The organism is Pseudokineococcus sp. 5B2Z-1, from assembly GCF_037482305.1.
Taxonomy (GTDB): domain Bacteria; phylum Actinomycetota; class Actinomycetes; order Actinomycetales; family Quadrisphaeraceae; genus Pseudokineococcus.
In genome coordinates, this window is record NZ_JBBHZG010000001.1 from 553,268 (window position 1) to 570,670 (window position 17,403).

At 78.2% G+C, this 17,403-nt stretch carries 14 protein-coding genes; 6 read left to right on the forward strand and 8 right to left on the reverse strand.

Features of this window, described 5'->3' with window-relative positions:
* Positions 1-148 precede the first annotated feature (148 nt).
* Positions 149-1,591: a class II fumarate hydratase gene (locus tag WDV85_RS02345; protein WP_339569079.1), complete on the forward strand. Its 1,443-nt coding sequence runs from the start codon at positions 149-151 to the stop codon at positions 1,589-1,591.
* A 23-nt stretch (positions 1,592-1,614) separates the two neighbouring features.
* On the opposite strand, the gene WDV85_RS02350 is transcribed toward WDV85_RS02345, so the two are convergent.
* From WDV85_RS02350 to WDV85_RS02360, 3 genes are all read right to left on the reverse strand, one after another.
* Positions 1,615-2,481, reverse strand: a complete 867-nt coding sequence (locus WDV85_RS02350; RefSeq protein ID WP_339569080.1) for a hypothetical protein — start codon at positions 2,479-2,481, stop codon at positions 1,615-1,617.
* A gap of 221 nt (positions 2,482-2,702) precedes the next feature.
* A complete protein-coding gene (locus WDV85_RS02355) occupies positions 2,703-3,938 on the reverse strand; it encodes a PhoH family protein (RefSeq protein WP_445263173.1) in 1,236 nt (411 codons plus the stop codon).
* Positions 3,939-4,397: 459 nt separating this feature from the next.
* Positions 4,398-5,162, reverse strand: coding sequence for an isoprenyl transferase (locus WDV85_RS02360; RefSeq protein WP_339569082.1), 765 nt, complete (start codon positions 5,160-5,162; stop codon positions 4,398-4,400).
* 160 nt (positions 5,163-5,322) lie between these two features.
* Between WDV85_RS02360 and trhA the strand changes: the two genes are divergently transcribed.
* Positions 5,323-6,126, forward strand: coding sequence for a PAQR family membrane homeostasis protein TrhA (gene trhA, locus WDV85_RS02365; protein ID WP_339569083.1), 804 nt, complete (start codon positions 5,323-5,325; stop codon positions 6,124-6,126).
* A gap of 188 nt (positions 6,127-6,314) precedes the next feature.
* On the opposite strand, the gene WDV85_RS02370 is transcribed toward trhA, so the two are convergent.
* Positions 6,315-8,408 carry a thioredoxin domain-containing protein gene (locus tag WDV85_RS02370; protein ID WP_339569084.1) on the reverse strand — a complete coding sequence of 698 codons (2,094 nt, stop codon included), beginning with the start codon at positions 8,406-8,408 and terminating at the stop codon, positions 6,315-6,317.
* A gap of 136 nt (positions 8,409-8,544) precedes the next feature.
* On the opposite strand from WDV85_RS02370, the gene WDV85_RS02375 reads away from it, so the two are divergent.
* Together WDV85_RS02375 and WDV85_RS02380 are read left to right on the forward strand one after the other, a co-directional pair.
* Complete coding sequence (locus WDV85_RS02375; protein WP_339569085.1) at positions 8,545-11,385, forward strand: putative bifunctional diguanylate cyclase/phosphodiesterase; 2,841 nt, start codon at positions 8,545-8,547, stop codon at positions 11,383-11,385.
* Positions 11,386-11,587: 202 nt separating this feature from the next.
* Entirely contained in the window at positions 11,588-12,070 is a 483-nt protein-coding gene (locus WDV85_RS02380; protein WP_339569086.1) for an ATP-binding protein, read from the forward strand.
* A 77-nt stretch (positions 12,071-12,147) separates the two neighbouring features.
* On the opposite strand, the gene WDV85_RS02385 is transcribed toward WDV85_RS02380, so the two are convergent.
* From WDV85_RS02385 to mca, 4 genes are read right to left on the reverse strand one after another with little or no spacing between them, the layout of a single operon-like run.
* Positions 12,148-12,909 carry a type 1 glutamine amidotransferase gene (locus WDV85_RS02385; RefSeq protein WP_339569087.1) on the reverse strand — a complete coding sequence of 254 codons (762 nt, stop codon included), beginning with the start codon at positions 12,907-12,909 and terminating at the stop codon, positions 12,148-12,150.
* The gene (locus tag WDV85_RS02390) at positions 12,906-14,498 is read right to left on the reverse strand and encodes a DUF1727 domain-containing protein (RefSeq protein WP_339569088.1); all 1,593 of its coding nucleotides are present in this window, start codon (positions 14,496-14,498) and stop codon (positions 12,906-12,908) included. The genes WDV85_RS02385 and WDV85_RS02390 overlap by 4 nt, the downstream gene beginning before the upstream one ends.
* Positions 14,495-14,878: a hypothetical protein gene (locus WDV85_RS02395; RefSeq protein WP_339569089.1), complete on the reverse strand. Its 384-nt coding sequence runs from the start codon at positions 14,876-14,878 to the stop codon at positions 14,495-14,497. Before WDV85_RS02395 ends, WDV85_RS02390 begins: the two co-directional genes overlap by 4 nt.
* Entirely contained in the window at positions 14,875-15,753 is an 879-nt protein-coding gene (gene mca / locus WDV85_RS02400) for a mycothiol conjugate amidase Mca (RefSeq protein ID WP_445263174.1), read from the reverse strand. The genes WDV85_RS02395 and mca overlap by 4 nt, the downstream gene beginning before the upstream one ends.
* A gap of 301 nt (positions 15,754-16,054) precedes the next feature.
* Here mca and WDV85_RS02405 point away from each other — a divergent pair, with 301 nt between their 5' ends.
* Positions 16,055-16,510: a DUF4307 domain-containing protein gene (locus WDV85_RS02405; protein WP_339569091.1), complete on the forward strand. Its 456-nt coding sequence runs from the start codon at positions 16,055-16,057 to the stop codon at positions 16,508-16,510.
* A 309-nt stretch (positions 16,511-16,819) separates the two neighbouring features.
* A complete protein-coding gene (gene greA, locus WDV85_RS02410; protein WP_339569438.1) occupies positions 16,820-17,335 on the forward strand; it encodes a transcription elongation factor GreA in 516 nt (171 codons plus the stop codon).
* The last annotated feature ends 68 nt before the right edge of the window (positions 17,336-17,403 follow it).

Genomic DNA, 17,403 nt, shown 5'->3' on the forward strand with positions numbered 1-17,403 from the left:
CGAGCGCGCGCTCGCGGGGCCCCGGCGCGTCGGCCCCCGCGCCGGGTGCCCCTGTCGGGCCACGACCTCGCAGCCGGCCCGCGGGGGTGGCGCTGGTCACCCGCGCCGCGTCCCGCGCCGCCCCCGCGGGCACGGCACGATGGCGGCCATGACGGACACCCCGACGACCACCACCGGCGAGGCCGGCTCCCCCGCCCCCGAGGGCTACCGGGTCGAGCACGACACCATGGGCGAGGTCCTCGTCCCCGCCGACGCCCTCTACCGGGCGCAGACCCAGCGCGCGGTCGAGAACTTCCCCATCAGCGGGACGACGCTCTCGCGCGTCCACGTCGGGGCCCTCGCCCGCATCAAGAAGGCCGCGGCGCAGGCGAACGCCGAGCTCGGCGTCCTCGACCAGGACGTCGCCGACGCGATCGCCGCCGCCGCGGACGAGGTCGCCTCCGGCGCCCACGACGACCAGTTCCCCGTCGACGTGTTCCAGACGGGCTCCGGCACGTCGTCGAACATGAACACCAACGAGGTCCTCGCGACGCTGGCGACCCGCCGCCTCGGCCGCGACGTGCACCCCAACGACCACGTGAACGCCTCGCAGTCCTCCAACGACGTCTTCCCGACGTCGGTGCACGTGGCCGCGACGTCCGGCGTCGTCCACCAGCTGCTGCCCGCCCTCGAGCACCTCGCGGACGCCCTGCAGCGCAAGGCCGACGCCTGGGCCGGCGTCGTCAAGGCCGGTCGCACCCACCTCATGGACGCCACGCCCGTGACGCTCGGGCAGGAGTTCGGCGGCTACGCCCAGCAGGTGCGCTACGGCGCCGAGCGCGTGCGGGCCGCCCTCCCGCGCACGGCCGAGGTGCCCCTGGGCGGTACGGCCACCGGCACCGGCATCAACACGCCCGCGGGCTTCCCCCAGCGCGTCATCGAGCTGCTGGCGCAGGACACGGGCCTGCCGGTCACCGAGGCGCCCGACCACTTCGAGGCGCAGGGCGCGCGCGACGGCCTCGTCGAGCTCTCGGGCGCGCTGCGCTCGGTCGCCGTCAGCCTCACGAAGGTCTGCAACGACCTGCGGTGGATGGGCTCGGGGCCGAACACCGGCCTCGGTGAGCTCCGCATCCCCGACCTGCAGCCGGGCAGCTCGATCATGCCGGGCAAGGTGAACCCCGTCGTCCCCGAGGCCGTGCTCATGGTCTGCGCGCAGGTCGTCGGCAACGACGCCGCCACGGCGTGGGCGGGGGCCAGCGGCTCCTTCGAGCTCAACGTCGCCATCCCCGTCATGGCGCGCAACGTGCTCGAGTCCGTGGTCCTGCTCGCCAACGGCTCGCGGATCCTCGCCGACCGCACGGTCGAGGGGCTCGAGGCCGACGAGGAGCGCGCCCGCGCCCTCGCCGAGTCCTCGCCGTCCATCGTCACGCCGCTCAACCGCGTCATCGGCTACGAGGCCGCCGCCAAGGTCGCCAAGCACGCCGTCGCCCACGGCGTCACGGTGCGCGAGGCCGTCGTCGCCCTCGGCTTCGTCGAGCGCGGCGAGGTCACGGAGGAGCAGCTCGACAGCGCCCTCGACGTCCTCGCCATGACGCGGCCGCCGCAGCGCTGACGCGCCCGGGACGCACGAGGGGCTCAGTACCAGTTCGTGGCCTGGCTGTGGCTCCAGGCGCTGCACGGGGTGCCGTAGACGTCGGCGATGTACTGCAGGCCCCACGTGATCTGCGTGACGGGGTTGGTCTCCCAGTCGGCGCCGGCGCTGGCCATCTTGCTGCCGGGCAGGGCCTGCGGGATGCCGTAGGCGCTCGACGTCGGGTTGTCGGCGTCCCACTGCCAGCCGCTCTCCTTCGTCCAGAGCTGGTCCAGGCACGACATCTGGTCCGAGCTCCAGCCGCGGTCGGCGACCATCGAGGCGGCCACGCCGCGGGGGTCGCGCTGCGCGCTGCGGCTCGCCGCGGCGACCTCGGCCTCGCGCTCCGCCTGCGCCTCCTCGGCCGCGCGGGCGGCGGCCTCCTCGTCGGCGCGGCGCTGGGCCTCCTCGGCCGCGGCGCGCTCGGCGGCCTCGCGCTCCGCCGCCTCTCGGGCGGCCGCCTCCTCGGCCGCGCGACGGGCGGCCTCGGCCTCCTGCGCGGCCCGCACGTGCGCGCGGTGCTCCGACGCCTCGGCCCGCTCCGCGCGCAGCTCCCCGGGGCCGTCCTCCGGCAGGTCGAGCGGGGCGTCCGCCGACGCGGGCGCCAGCAGGGGCGTGCTCGACCCCTCCGCGGTCGTCGCCGGGCCGGAGGCCGTGACGGCGCCCGTGCCCGCGGCGACGACCCCGCCGGCGAGGAGCACGGCGGTCGCGACGCGCCCGGCGCGGCTGAGCAGGGCGCTGCGGGCGCTGCCCGCCGCGCGGGCGGCGGCGTGCCGGGCGGGCCCCCTCCGGGCGGTGGGGTGAGCGGAGGTGCGGTCGGTCGGGCGGCGTCGCTGCCACGGTGCGCGGTCGGTCTGGCGGTGGCGGCCCACGGTGCGGACGACCTCTCCTCGGGCGCACCCGGCGGGCGCGCGGAGGAGCCACCGTGCATCACGGAACGGTCACGGGTCAAAACACGCGGCGCTACCGGCGTGCGCCGGCCCGCGCGCTGTGCTACTCGCGGTGAGGCCGGGAGCGCCCCGCCGTCCCCCGAGGACCGGCCCGACGCGCGACGTCGTCACCGCTGGTGACGACCGCGACGCCCGTCCGGGACCTACGGCTCGAGCCCCTCCAGCAGCTCGGTGACGAGCGCGGCCACGGGCGAGCGCTCCGAGCGGGTGAGCGTCACGTGCGCGAAGAGCGGGTGGCCCTTGAGCTTCTCGATGACCGCGGCGACGCCGTCGTGCCGACCCACGTGGAGGTTGTCGCGCTGGGCGACGTCGTGGGTGAGGACCACGCGGCTTCCCTGCCCGATGCGCGACAGGACGGTGAGCAGCACGCCGCGCTCGAGGGACTGCGCCTCGTCGACGACGACGAAGGCGTCGTGGAGGCTGCGGCCGCGGATGTGGGTGAGCGGCAGCACCTCGAGCAGGTCGCGGGCCATGACCTCCTCCACGACCTCGGGGCTCACGAGCGCCCCCAGGGTGTCGAAGACGGCCTGGGCCCAGGGCCCCATCTTCTCGGCCTCGGTGCCCGGCAGGTAGCCGAGGTCCTGGCCGCCGACGGCGTACAGGGGCCGGAAGACGACGACCTTCTTCTGCGTGCGGCGCTCGAGCACGGCCTCGAGGCCCGCGCACAGGGCGAGCGCGGACTTCCCCGTGCCCGCCCGCCCGCCGAGGCTGACGATGCCGAGGTCGGGGTCCAGCAGCAGGTCGACGGCGACCCGCTGCTCGGCGCTGCGGCCCCGGACGCCGAAGACCTCGCGGTCGCCCCGGACGAGCCGCACGGACTTGTCCGCCGCCACCCGCCCCAGCGCCGAGCCGCGCGGGCTGAGGAGCACCAGGCCCGTGTGGACGGGCATCTCGGCCGCGCGCGGGTCCTCCAGCCGCTCCTCGCCGTACAGCTGCGCCATCGCCGCCTCGTCGAGGTCGAGCTCGGCCAGGCCGGTCCACCCGGAGTCGACCGCGGCGTCGGCGCGGTACTCCTCGGCGGGGAGCCCGAGGGCGGACGCCTTGACCCGCATGGGGGTGTCCTTGCTGACGACGACGACGTCGCGCCCCTCGGCCGACAGGTTGCGCGCGACGGCGAGCACCCGGGAGTCGTTGTCGCCGAGGCGCAGCCCGGCCGGCAGGGAGGTCGGGTCGACGTGGTTGAGCTCGACGTGCAGCGTGCCGCCGTCCGCGCCCACGGGCACCGGCCCGTCGAGGCGGCCGTGGCGGGCGCGCAGGTCGTCGAGGAGACGCAGGGCCGTGCGCGCGAAGTAGCCGACCTCCGGGTGGTGGCGCTTGGCCTCGAGCTCGACGACGACGACGAGCGGCAGCACGACCTCGTGCTCGGCGAAGCGCAGCATCGCGTGCGGGTCCGAGAGGAGGACGGAGGTGTCGAGGACGTACGTGCGCGCGGGGGTGGTGGCCACGAGGTGCTCCTCACCCGCCCGCGCGCAGCCGCGCGGGCGGCTACTCGACGGGCTGGGCCGGTGGGGCGGGCCGTGCCGCGAGCGCCCCCCCGGCCCCGCGGCGGGCGGGCGCGGCGGCGGCCGGCTCCCCGTCCACGGGTGCTGCTGGGGCGTGCGCCACGTCCGACCTCCCGGGGCGACGGGTCGGTCCGCCGCCGCTCCCGACGCTAGACCCGAGCGGTCGCCGCGCCGGGCAGCGCGCGGGCGCGTCGCGCGGACGGGCGAGCGGGGCGCGCGACACCCGTGACGGGTGGGGACGACGAGGCTCGTGGGACGACGGGGCCCCTCGGACGACGAGGACGCCGGGGACGACGAGGCTCCTCAGGCGACACGGCGCCGGCGTCGTCGACGGGGTCAGGAGCCGTAGCGGCGCTCGCGCGCGGCGTAGGCGCGCAGCGCGCGCAGCAGGTCCACGCGCCGGAAGGCGGGCCAGAGGGCCTCGCAGAAGTAGAACTCGCTGTGCGCGCTCTGCCAGAGCAGGAAGCCCGAGAGCCGCTGCTCGCCGGAGGTGCGGATGACGAGGTCCGGGTCGGGCTGGCCCTTGGTGTAGAGGTGCTCGGCGATGTGGTCGACGGTGACGACCTCGGCCAGCTCCTCCACCGTGCGCCCGGCCGCCGCCTCCTGGCGGAGCAGCGAGCGCACCGCGTCGGCGATCTCCTGGCGGCCGCCGTAGCCGATGGCGACGTTGACGTGGAGGCCGCCGTCGTCGCGCGTCGAGGCCGCCGCCGCGGCCAGCCGCTCGGCCGTCTCCGCGGGCAGCAGGTGGAGGGCGCCGATGGGGTGCACGCGCCAGCGGCCGGTGGCGACGAGGCCGAGGACGGCGTCCTCGATGATGCCGAGGAGCTCGGAGACCTCGTCCGGGTCGCGCCGGAGGTTGTCCGTCGAGAGCAGGTAGAGCGTGACCACGCGGACGCCCGCGTCCTCGCACCAGCCGAGGAAGTCGATGATCTTGTCGGCGCCGCGGCGGTGGCCCGCGTGCGCGGCGAGCCCCGACTGGCGCGCCCAGCGGCGGTTGCCGTCGAGGATGACCCCCACGTGGTGGGGGCTCTCCGGGCTGCGGCCGACCGACGCCACGAGACGCCGCTCGTAGGCCCGGTAGAGGAGGTCGCGCAGGGCCACGCACCGCACGCTACTCCCGCGCCGCCGTCGCGCCCCCGGCGGCGGCGGGCGCCCGCCCCGGGCACGTCTACGCTCGTCCGGTCGTCCTGCGGGGAGGGCGGGTGCGACAGCACGGGCGGACGCCGGCGGCGCCCGCCGACCCGGGTGCGGAGGAGGCCACGTGGACCAGGCGCGCAGCGGCAGCGGCCGCGGGGGCGTCCCGACGGCGCCCGAGCCCGACGACGATGGGGCGCTGCGCTCCGCCGACCCGGGCCGCCCCAAGGAGGCGCGGACGGCGCCCACCGCCGGCGACGGCGGGCGGCGCGGGCCGGGCGGCGCCGTCAAGCCCCTGCTGCGGGGATGGCTGCATCTCGGCATGTTCCCGCTCGTCCTCGCCGCGGGGATCGTGGCCGTCAGCCTCGCGCCGACGACCGAGAGCCGCTGGGCGATGGCGGTCTTCGGGCTCACCGCGGCGATGCTCTTCGGCGTCAGCGCGCTCTACCACCGCGGACGCTGGTCACCGCGCACGCAGGTGCTGCTCAAGCGGTTCGACCACTCGAACATCTTCCTCATCATCGCGGGCACCTACACGCCCTTCGCCGTCCTGCTCCTGCAGCCCGGCCCCCAGCGCGTCCTCCTGCTCGTGGCCTGGATCGCCGCCCTCGCCGGCATCGCGTTCCGCATCTTCTGGGTGGGCGCCCCGCGCTGGCTGTACGTGCCCGCCTACGTCGCCATGGGCTGGGTCGCCGTGGCCTTCCTCCCCCAGTTCCTCGAGGGGGGCGGGCCCGCCGTGCTCGTCCTCGTCGTCGTCGGCGGCCTGCTCTACACCGCCGGCGCGCTCGTCTACGGCCTCAAGCGGCCCGACCCCAGCCCGCGGTACTTCGGGTTCCACGAGATCTTCCACGCGCTCACCGTCGTGGCCTTCGTCTGCCACTACGTCGCGGCCTCGCTCGCGCTCTACAGCGGGGACCTGCCGACGTCCTGACGCCGGGGCGGGGCGCGGGTCGCGCCGTCGCGGCGCCGAGCGGCGGCCCCTCCGCCCGCGCCCCGCAGGCGATGTGTGGCCATGTCGCCCCGCGGGACGGCGTCGACGGGGCGACATGGCCACACGTCGCCCCCGTCCCGCGCCCCCGACGGCGACATGGCCACACATCGCCCCCTGCAGGGGCGCGGTCAGCGGCGGGCGCCGACGGCGGCGGCGAGCACCGCGGGGTCGGTGGTGGGGGCGTCGCAGACGTGCCCCCGGCACACGTAGGCGGTGGCGCGACCGCCCGCGAGCCCCCGGCCGCGCAGCAGCGGGGGCTGGTCGGCTCCCGGCCGTCCCCGCGTGACGACGAGGCCGGGCGCCGTCCCCGCGAGGGCGGTGCGGTGCAGCTCGTCGGCGGCGGCGCGCCCCTCGGGGTCGTCGGCCGCGGCGGTACCCACGACGGCGACCTCGCGCGGCCCGTCCACCAGGGCCTCGGCGACGGCGAGGGCCCACCCCGCGAAGCGCGGCGCGGTGGCGGCGAGCGCCCCCGCGGGCGCCAGGGCGCGCTCCGCCGCGGCGCGCAGCGTGTCGGACCCCGTGAGGGCGGACACCGCGAGCAGCGCCCCCGCCGCGGCGCTCGTCCCCGAGGGCGCCGCGCCGTCCGTGGGGTCGGCGGCGTGGCCGAGGCGGGCGAGCACGGCGTCGTCGGACGAGGAGGGGACGTCGGCCAGCGCGCCGTCGTCGCCCGCGTGCTCGGCGAGGACCTCGGCGCACAGGGCCTCGGCCGTCTCCGCCCAGGCCGGGTCCCCGGTCGCGGCGTGGAGGGCCAGCAGCCCCTCGGCGAGGTCGCCGAGGTCCTCGAGGACGGCGCGCGAGGGCCCGGCCCGGCCGTCGCGGGATGTGCGCCGCCACCGGCCGTCGTCGTCGAGGTGCACGGCGAGCAGGAGGTCGGCGCAGCGGACGGCGGCGGCCAGGAGGTCGGGGCGCTCGAGGAGCACCCCCGCCTCGGCCAGCGCGGCCACCGCCAGCCCGTCCCACCCGAGCACGACCTTGTCGTCGCGCCCGGGCTGGGGGCGCTGCGCGCGGGCGGCCCGCAGCCGCGCCCGCACGTCCGTCCACCGGGCGGCCTCGGCGGGGTCGGCCCAGACGTCCCGCAGGAGCCGCGCGGTGGAGGTGCCGTGCTCGAAGGTGCCCTCGGGCGTGACGCCGAGCAGCTCGGCGGCCCAGGCGCCGTCGTCCTCGCCGAGGACGGCGACGAGCTGCGACGGCGTCCAGACGTAGGTGGCGCCCTCGACGCCGTGGCTCCGCCCGTCGGGCCCCTCGACCGCCGTGTCGGCGTCCAGGGAGGAGGCGAGGCCGCCCTCGGGCGTGCGCAGCGCCGCGAGCATCCAGTCGCACGTCTCCGCGGCGACGCGCGCACCGGTCGGCTCGCCCGTGAGGCGCCACCAGTGCAGGTAGGCGCGGGCGAGCTGGGCGTTGTCGTAGAGCATCTTCTCGAAGTGCGGCACCACCCAGCCGGCGTCGACGGCGTAGCGGGCGAAACCGCCCGCCACCTGGTCGTAGGTCCCCGAGCGCGCCATCGCCGTCAGCGTGCGACCGGCGAGGCCGAGCGCCTCCTCGGCGGTGGGCGCCCCGCTCGCGGCGTGCCGCAGGAGCCACAGGCACGCCGCCGACGGCGGGAACTTCGGGGCGCCGCCGAAGCCCCCGTGCGCCTGGTCCTCCTCCGCGGCCAGCGCGCGGACGGCGGCCTGCAGGGCCGCGGCGTCGGGCGGGGCACCGTCCGCGGTCGCCGCGGCGCGGGCGCGCTCGGCCAGCGCGCTCGTGATCCGGGCGCTCTGGCCGACGACCTCCGCGCGCCGGTCGGTCCACGCCTGCGTGACGGCGTCGAGCAGCTGGCGGAAGCTCGGCATCTGCGGGTGGGGGCGCGGCGGGTAGTAGGTGCCGGCGTGGAACGGCTCGCCGTCCGGCGTGCAGAGGACGGTCATCGGCCAGCCGCCCTGGCCCGTCAGCGCGGTCGTCGCGCGCATGAGCGCGGCGTCGACGTCCGGGCGCTCCTCCCGGTCGACCTTGACGGCGACGAAGCCCTCGGCGAGCTGGCGCCCCACCTCCGGGTCCTCGAAGGACTCGTGCGCCATGACGTGGCACCAGTGGCACGCCGCGTACCCGACGGAGACGAGGACGGGGACGTCGCGCCGTCGCGCCTCGGCGAAGGCCTCCGCACCCCACTCCCACCAGTCGACCGGGTTGTCCGCGTGCTGCAGCAGGTAGGGGCTCGTCGAGGCGGCCAGGCGGTTCGGCACGCCGTCGATGCTCCCCCACTCCGTGCGCGGGCGCACGGGGGCCGACGTGGCCGAGTTCGTCCGTTCCGCCCCGCGCACGGCGTTCCTCTGCGACCGTTCTCGCCATGGGGGGAGACCTCTGCGCCGCGGGGGCGGCGTGAGCGCCGGCGCGCCGCCGCGCCCGGGGGCCGACGACCGGCCCGGGGGCGACCGGTCCGGGGGCGACCGGTCCGGGGGCGTGCTCGACCGCGTCTCCCCCGGCGCGCACGCCGCGGGCGACCGGGACGGCGAGGGCGCCCGGGACCTCGGCGCCGACGGGCCCCCGGGGGTCGGCGGTCGGTGGTGGGTGCGCTCCCTGGGCATGGCGGCCCTCCTGCTCGCCGCCTGCCTGCTCGGCCGGTACCTGCGCCCGGAGGGCACGCTCTTCTCCCTCCTGTGGCCCGCGGCCGGGCTGGTCGTGTGGTGGTTCGCCGCCCGCCGCCCCGCCCGGGTGCGGGCCGTGGACGTCGTCCTCCTGCTGGTGGTCGTCTGGTCCGCCCACGCGGTGACCGGGTCCTCGGCCGCCCTCGCGGCCGCGCTGGCGGGCGTCAACCTCGTCCACGGGCTCGTCGGCGCCCGGGCGCTGCGGTGGTGCTGCCGGCTGCCCGCGGACGGCCGCCTCGGGCTCGCACGGCCCGGCCGCCTGCTGGCCGCCTCGGCCCTCGCGGGCGGGGTCAGCGGGCTGCTCAGCACCGCGGTCGGCGCCGCCATCGGTCTCGACGTGCTGAGCACCCTCGTGCAGACCAGCCTGCGCAACACCGCGGGGACCTTCCTCGTCCTCGTCCTCGTCCTGGCCCTCGAGCGACCGGGCGGAGCGCGCGAGCTCGTCAGCGGCCCGCGCCTGCGGGAGTGGGCCGTCCTCGTCGCCGCCGGCCTGCTCACCTACCTCGCCGCCTTCGCGTGGCTGCCGCAGCTCCCCCTCGCCTTCTCCGTCTTCCCGATGCTCGCGTGGTCCGGCTCGCGCATGGGGCTCCCCCGGACGGCCGTCCTCTCCGTCCTGCTCGACGTCCTCGCCGTGGCCGTGGCCGTCCTCGGCGACGGCGTCTTCTTCGCCGGGCTCTCGTCGCTGACGGCGCGGGCGGCCGTCGTGCAGATCTTCCTCGTCCTCACCGTCCTCGTCAGCGTCCTGCTCGCGACCAGCCAGGAGGAGCGGGCCCGCGCCGTCGCCTCGCTCGCGCAGGCCCGTGCGGCGCTCGCGGCGTCCATCGACGCGGCACTCATCGGCAACGGCGTCCTCGTCGTCGACGGCGCGGCCGCCGGGCGCCTGATGCACCCCAACCCCGCCCTCCAGCGCCTCCTCGGCGTCCCCGCCCTCGACGGCGGCGCGGACGGGGCGGCGCCGGCGCCGGGCGTCTCCTGGCTCGCCCACCTGCGGTCCGAGGACGTCGCGACCGTGCGACGGGTGCTCGAGGAGGTGGCGGCGGCCACCCGGGACACCTGGACCGGGGAGCTCGCCCACGTGCGCGCGGACTCCTCCCTCGTGTGGGCGCAGGTGCACCTGTCCGCCCTCCCGTCACCGGTCGCCCCCGGCCTCCTCGCGGGCGCCGGCGACCGCGTCGCCCTCCCGGCGCCGGGAGCGCCCGACGAGCGGCTCGTCGTCGCCCAGTTCCTCGACGTCACGGCCCGCAAGGACGCCGAGGCGCAGCTGGTCCACCTCGCCCTCCACGACGAGCTCACCGGCCTGCCGAACCGGGTCCTGCTCCGCGACCACGTCGGGCTGGCCCTCGCCGCGGCCCAGCGCTCCGGCGCCCTCGTCGCGCTCGTCTTCCTCGACCTCGACGACTTCAAGTCCGTCAACGACTCCCTCGGCCACGAGGCCGGCGACCGCGTCCTGCGGGTGACGGCGCAGCGCCTCGGCGAGGCCGTCCGCGCGAGCGACACGGTCGCCCGCATCGGCGGCGACGAGTTCGTCGTGTGCTGCCCCGAGGTCGACAGCGCCCAGCACGCCGAGGAGGTCGCGGCGCGCCTGCTCGAGGCGGTCGGCCGCCCCGTGCTCCTCGACGGCCGGCTCGTCGCCGTCGGCGCGAGCGCCGGCCTCACCGTGTCCGGGGCGGGCGACGACGCCGGCGAGCTGCTGCGGCGCAGCGACACCGCGATGTACGCCGCCAAGCGCTCCGGGCGCGGGCGGACCGCCGTCTTCGACCGCTCGCTCGAGGCCCGCGCCGACCGCCTCGTCACCCTCACCGCGGAGCTGCGGGAGGCGCTCGTCCTCGACCAGTTCGTCGTCCACTACCAGCCGGTCGTCGACCTCGCGGACGACACGATCACCGGCTGCGAGGCCCTCGTGCGCTGGCGGCACCCCGTGCGGGGCCTGCTGCCGCCGGGCGACTGGCTCGACGTCGCCGAGGGCAGCGACGTCGTCGTCCGCATGGGCGAGCAGGTCCTGCGCCGCGCGACCGCCGACCTGGCGGAGGTCGCGCGGACGGACCGGCCCCTGAAGCTGCACGTCAACGTCAGCGGCCGCCAGCTCGCCGCCGCGGGGCTCGTGGACGCGGTGGCCGGCGCCCTGGAGGCCAGCGGCCTCCCGCCGCACCTCGTCGTCGTCGAGCTCACCGAGACGCACCTGCTCGAGGTGCACGGCAGCCTCCTCGCCGACCTCTCCGCGCTGCACCGCCTGGGCGTGCAGGTGTCCGTCGACGACTTCGGCACGGGCTTCAGCTCGCTCGCCCAGCTCGTGCAGCTGCCCGTCGACGGGGTGAAGGTCGACCGCAGCTTCGTCGCCGGCGCCGTGGCCGACGACCGGGCGCGGGCGGTGGTCCGCGGCGTCCTGGGCATGGCCGAGGCGCTGGGGCTGGGCGTCGTCGCCGAGGGCGTCGAGGACCCCGCCCAAGCCGACCTCCTGCGCCAGATGGGCTGCCCGAGCGCGCAGGGCTACCTCTGGTCCCCGCCCGTGGAGCTCGAGACCTTCCGGCGCCTGCTGCACGAGCCGCCGGCCCCGCCCGCCCGCACGGGTGCGTGACCGGCGCCCGCGGGCTCCCGGGAGCGCCCGCCGGGCGCGCCCGTGCACGAGGCGCACCGGCGCGTCGCCCGCCCCCTCGCGCGCCCGGGCGGCGGGAGCCGTAGCGTCTGCCCCGGCACCCGACGCGCGCTACCGTGCGCAGCCGGGGGGTCGGCGGGACCCGCCCGCCCCCGACCGAGCGAGCGACGTGCTGGAGGTCCCCGTGGCACAGGCCCTCAGGGCGAGCACCCGGCCGCCCGGCGGCTTCGCCGAGGTCACCACGTGGGAGCTGTCCACCTCGGACGACCTGGCGCGCATCCGGCGGTCCCTGCACGCCGAGCTCCTGGGCCGCGGCGAGGAGGACTCGGCCGGGCTCGGCGACCTGCAGGACCGCGTGGTCCTGGTCGTCAGCGAGCTCGCGACGAACGCCCTGCGCCACGGCGCGCCGCCCAGCTCCGTCCGCCTGCTCGTCGACGACGCCCGCGCCCTCGTCGTCGACGTCACCGACGCCGCCGCGGGCGCCTCGCCCGAACTCGCGGCCGCCCGGGCCCTCGGGGAAGGGGGCTTCGGCATGCACCTCGCGGCCCGGCTGGCCGACGGCGTGGGCTGGTACACCGACGCCGAGCTCAAGCACGTGTGGGCGCGCTTCTCCTTCGACGGCCCGGACACCGACGCCCGGGCCGCCGCCGCCGTCCCGGCGGTCTGACACCGACGCCGCACCCGCGGCCGTCCGGCCCAGCGCGCCGGCGCCGGCGCTGCGAGCCCGCCGCAGGGCGCCGGCGGCTACCCGCCGAGCCCCGCCATGCGCAGCCGCACGGCGCGAGCCGCCCCGGCCGCCTCGTCGAGCGCGGCCAGCCGCTCGTCGCCGTCCGGCAGCCCACCCGGGCCGACGCCCGCGGCCCACTCGAGGAGGCGGTCGGCGAGCGCCGGGTTGAGCGCGAGCACCGGGCCGTGGAGGTAGGTGCCGACGACGCGGCCCGCGACGACCCCGTCGACCGAGGCCTCCCCCACCCCGTTGCCGGTGCCGCGCAGCACGCGCCCGAGGGGCACCGCGCCGTCGTCCAGCGCCGTGCGCCCGCCGTGGTTCTCGAAGCCCAGCAGCGGGGGCAGGTCGAGGCTCGGGTCGGCCTCGACGACGACCTCGCCGACCGCGCGCCGCTCGGCGGGCAGCGGCTCGACGGTGCGGCAGGGCAGCAGCGACAGGCCGGGGACGGAGCCGTCGACGTCGCGGAAGGCGCTGCCGAGCACCTGCATCCCGGCGCAGACGGCGAGCACGGCGCCGCCGGCGTCGACCGCGCGCGCCATCCGGTCCTCCTGCGCGAGCAGGCGGGCGACGTGCCGCTGCGGCCCGTCCTCCCCGCCGCCGAGCAGGTAGACGTCGGCCTGCGGCAGCCCCTCGCTGCCGACCACCTCCACGACCTCGGCGCCCATCCCCCGGGCGCGGGCCCGGGCGGCGAGCACGGCGGCGTTGCCGCCGTCGCCGTAGGTGCCGAGCAGCTCGGGGTAGAGGACGGCCACGCGCACCGCCGAGGGCCCGGCGCTCACCGCGCCGCCTCTGCCGCCGCGACGGCGCGCAGCTGCTGGAACGCCGTGTAGTTGCCGACCACGTCGACCTCCTCCGCCGGGGGCCCGCCCCGCTCGGGTCCGCTGCCGGGCGCCCCGAGGGCGCGGGCGGCGCGCAGCGCGTCGCGCAGGCCCGGCACCCGCTCGTGCTCGACGCCCGCGACGACGAGCCGCAGCGACAGGTCGGCGGCCCGCTCCCCCGCCACGACGACCCGGCGGCCGGCGAGGCGCTCGAAGGGCACGTCGTAGATCCACGAGGTGTCGCGGCCGTCGGCCCCCTGCGCGTTGATCGCGAGGACGAGGGGCCGGTCGCTCGTGCCCATGACGTCGAAGTTCTCCACCCAGCCGGCCGGGTTCTTGGCCAGCAGGAGCCAGAAGCGCACGCCCTCGGCGCGCAGCCAGGCGTAGCGGCCGGCGACGTCGCCGACGTCGGCCATGGCCGCGAGCGCGGCACCGAGGCCGACGCCGAGCTCGCCCGCCGCGGCGGCCGCCATGACGGCGTTGCGCCGGTTCGCCTGGCCGGGCAGGGCCAGGCGCACGGGGTGCCCGCCGAGCCCGGGGGTCGCGGCGGAGGCGCCCCCGGCGGGGGCGCCGACCTCGCGGGCGACGTCGCCCTCGAGGACGAGCGAGGGCGTCGGGCGGGCGAGCCCGCAGATGCGGCAGCGCCAGCCTCCGGAGGGCGCGGCGTCACCGGGCACCGCGCCGGCGGGGGCGGCCTCCACGGCGGCCGTGGCCTCGCGCTCGTCGTCGGGGTCGCCCGGCAGCGTGAGCAGCTGCTCGCAGCGCGGGCAGCTGCGCGCGTCGGCCGTCCACGACGCGCCGACCGAGACCCACACGACGCGGGGTGCCGACGAGGCCGCCCAGACGACGAGGGGGTCGTCGGCGTTCGCCACGACGACGCCGCGCCCGCCGGCCGCGCCGAGCCCGGCGAGCGCCGTGCGCCACCCCGCGGCGAGCTGGCGCGTCTCGGCGGTGCGGTCGAGCTGGTCGCGGGAGAGGTTCATGAGGAGGACGACGCGGGGCGCCAGCTCCGGCAGGAGCCCGGCGAGGTGCATCTCGTCGACCTCGAGGACGGCGTCGCCCGGCCCGCTCGTCAACGCCGTGACGATGCCCGCGCGCATGTTGGCGCCGCCGCCGTTGCTGACGACCCCGCGGGGCGCGCCGGCCCCGGCTGCGAGGGCCGCCGTCAGCAGGCGGGTCGTCGTCGTCTTGCCGTTGGTGGCCGACACGACGGCGGCCACGCGCTCCCCGGCGAGCTCGTGCACGGCGCGCGGGGCGAGGCGGAGCACGACGCGGCCGGCGACGACCTCGCCGGCGCCGCGGCCCAGCAGGCGCGACGCCGCTCCCGCCGCGGCCCCCGCCGCACGGGCGGCGCGGGTGCGCAGCCCCGCGCGCGCAGCCGGGCGCACCGGCGCCGGGCGGCCCGTCGGGGGCGCCGCGGGCGAGTCCGAGGTGCCCGGCGCCGGCGTGCCGGCGGGCAGGGCCTCGCGCGGCGCGCCCCCGGTGGACGCGCCGCTCGACGCCCCGTCCGAGGCTCCGGGACCCGGCGTCGCGGAGGCGGCGCCGCTCACGGCGCGTCTCCGCCGGGGCGGCCGTGGTCGGGGCGGTCGGGGTCGGGGCGGCCGGGGGCGCGGCCGTCGGGCCCGCCGGGCGCCGGGGCGTCATCCCCACCGGCGCGACGGCGCTCGTCCTCGGCCGCCTCGTCCTGGCGCCGGCGGCGCTCCATGCGGCGCAGCCGGCTCACCATGTTGACGAGGAGCAGGACGACGGCGAGGACCACGAGGAAGGTCCAGATGAACCCCTCGGTGCCGGGGCCCACCGAGGACGGCGCCGGGCCCTCACCGGGCGCGGGGGTGGGCGGCGAGCCGCCGAGGCCGACGACCGGGGCGACGAGCAGGGCGCCGACCGGTGTCGCGGCCCCCGTGACGACCCAGGTCGCGGCCCAGCTCACGCGGCGGACCCCGGTGCGGGCGCCGTCCCGCCGACGACGTCGCGCACGCCCGCGAACAGGTCGTCCTCCGGCGTGGCCGTGCCGACGGCGCTGCGGGCGAGCTCGAACTCCTCGGTGGGCCACAGCTCCGCCTGCTGCTGGCGGGGCACCCGGAAGAAGAAGCCGCCCGGGTCGATCTGCGTGGCGTGGGCCAGCAGGGCGCGGTCGCGCGCCTCGAAGTGCTCGGCGCAGGGGATGCGGGCGTCGACGCGCCGCTCGGGGCGGTCGGAGCGCTGCTCGAGCCACTCGGCGAAGGGCGACTCGCCGCCGGACTCGACGATGGCGCGGTGGAAGACCTCGATGCGCTCCCGGCTGAAGCCGCCGTTGTAGTAGAGCTTCAGCGGCTGCCAGGGCTCGCCGCCGGGGAACCGCTCGAGGTCGGCGGCGCCCTCGAAGGCGGCGACGGAGACCTTGTGGCACATGACGTGGTCGGGGTGGGGGTACCCGCCGTTCTCGTCGTACGTCGTCATGACGTGCGGGCGGAACTCGCGGACGACGCGCACCAGGGCGGCGGCGGCCGTCTCCACGTCCTCGAGGCCGAAGCACCCCGGGGGCAGCGGCGGCAGCGGGTCGCCCTCGGGCAGGCCGGAGTCGACGAAGCCGAGCCAGCGGTGGCGCACGCCGAGGGCCTGCGCCGCGGCCGCCATCTCGTGGCGGCGCACCTCGGCCATGTCGCGCAGCACGTGCGGGTCGCCGGCGAGGTTGGGGTTGAGGATGTCGCCCCGCTCGCCGCCGGTGCAGCTGACGACCAGGACCTCGACGCCCTCGGCCACGTACTTGGCCGAGGTGGCCGCCCCCTTGCTCGACTCGTCGTCGGGGTGGGCGTGCACGGCCATGAGGCGCAGCGGCCCGACGTCCGCTCGCAGGGCCGCCGTCGCGGCGTCCCCCAGCTCCACGTCGGCGGGTCGCGGCGCCTGCCGCGCGTGCGCGTCGGGCCCGCCCTCTCGGGTGGCCACGCCGTTCTCTGACACCAGGGCTCCTCCTCGTCGTCGCCGTCGGCGACACTGGGTGTGCGCCGCGGGGTGGACGAGGAGCCATTCTGGACGACGCGGACGGTGCTGCGGTGCAGCCCCCCGGCGAGCCGGGGCGGCAGGCGCCCGACGGTGCGACGACGACGCAGGAGGCGGGACGACGGTGGTGGGCACGGCGAGCGGCGAGGCCCCCGGCCCGGGCGCGAGCACGGGCTCGCGGGACGCGCGCCTGGAGGCGCGCTACGGGCGGCGCGGGCCCTCACCCGGGCAGCGTCGCCTGCGGGTCCTCCTCGCGGCGGTCGGCGGCGCGGCCGTCCTCGGGTGGGCGGCCTGGGCCGGCCCCGCGCTGCTGCTGGGCGAGGGCGTCTCGACCCAGGTCGTCGGCTTCTCCGCCCCCACGGCGACGGCGGTGGAGCTCGACTTCCAGGTGACCATGGACCCGGGCAGCACGGCGCGGTGCGACCTGCGCGCGCTGGCCGAGGACTTCACGACGGTCGGCTGGCAGACCGTCGACGTCGGCCCGTCGGACGCCGACGTCGTCCGGCGGTCGGTCGAGATCCGCACCCAGCAGCCCGCCGTCAGCGCGGAGGTCATGGGCTGCGAGCTGCTCGCCGGCGGCTGAGCCCCCGGTCGCCGCACGGCCCCGCGCCCCCATCGGCTAGCATCGCCCGTTCGCGGTGCTGCGGAGCGCGCCCGCGACGGCCGCTCCCGGCGCCGGTCCGGCATCGGGGCCGGGCCGAGCAGCCGCACCGGGGGGCCGCACCGCAGGGACGCCGAGCCCGAGGGGACGGGGCCACCGGGACCGCACCAGCAGCACCGCACCACGAGCACGACCACGTCGAGACCAGGGCGGCGCGCCCCGCGCACCGCCCTCCCGCACCCCGCTCGCGCACCGCGGGCGGCGCACCGAAGGAGGTCCTCCGTGACCGACATGACGCAGACGCCCGCGCCCGCGCCGGCCGACGGCCAGCGCGAGCCCGCGTGGCTCACGCAGGAGGCCTACGACCGCCTCAAGGCCGAGCTCGACCACCTCACCGGGCCCGCGCGCCAGGAGATCGCCCAGCGCATCGAGGCCGCGCGCGAGGAGGGCGATCTCAAGGAGAACGGCGGCTACCACGCCGCCAAGGAGGAGCAGGGCAAGCAGGAGGGCCGCATCCGCCAGCTCACCGCCCTGCTGCGCGACGCCCGCGTGGGCGAGGCGCCGCAGGACTCCGGGCGCGTCCAGCCCGGCATGGTCGTCGTCGCCGAGGTGGCGGGCCGCGAGATGCGCTTCCTCTTCGGCTCCCGCGAGGTCGCCGACGGCGCCGACATGGACGTCTACAGCCCCACCTCGCCGCTCGGCGAGGCCATCTCCGGCCTGTCCGCCGGTGACGAGACGACGTACACGGCCCCCAACGGGCGCTCGATCCCCGTCAAGGTCGTCTCCGCGAAGCCCTTCTCCGGCTGACGCCCGCACCGCGCGGTCGGGCGGCACGGACCGCGCACGACGACGGCCCGGCACCCCTCGGGGTGCCG

Bases quoted from the DNA above. Each gene is read 5' to 3' on its own strand.
- WDV85_RS02345 (WP_339569079.1), top strand. From the start codon at position 149: ATGACGGACACCCCGACGACCACCACCGGCGAGGCCGGCTCCCCCGCC.
- greA (WP_339569438.1), top strand. From the start codon at position 16,820: ATGACGCAGACGCCCGCGCCCGCGCCGGCCGACGGCCAGCGCGAGCCC.
- WDV85_RS02355 (WP_445263173.1), bottom strand. From the start codon at position 3,938: ATGCTGCGCTTCGCCGAGCACGAGGTCGTGCTGCCGCTCGTCGTCGTC.
- mca (WP_445263174.1), bottom strand. From the start codon at position 15,753: ATGGCCGTGCACGCCCACCCCGACGACGAGTCGAGCAAGGGGGCGGCC.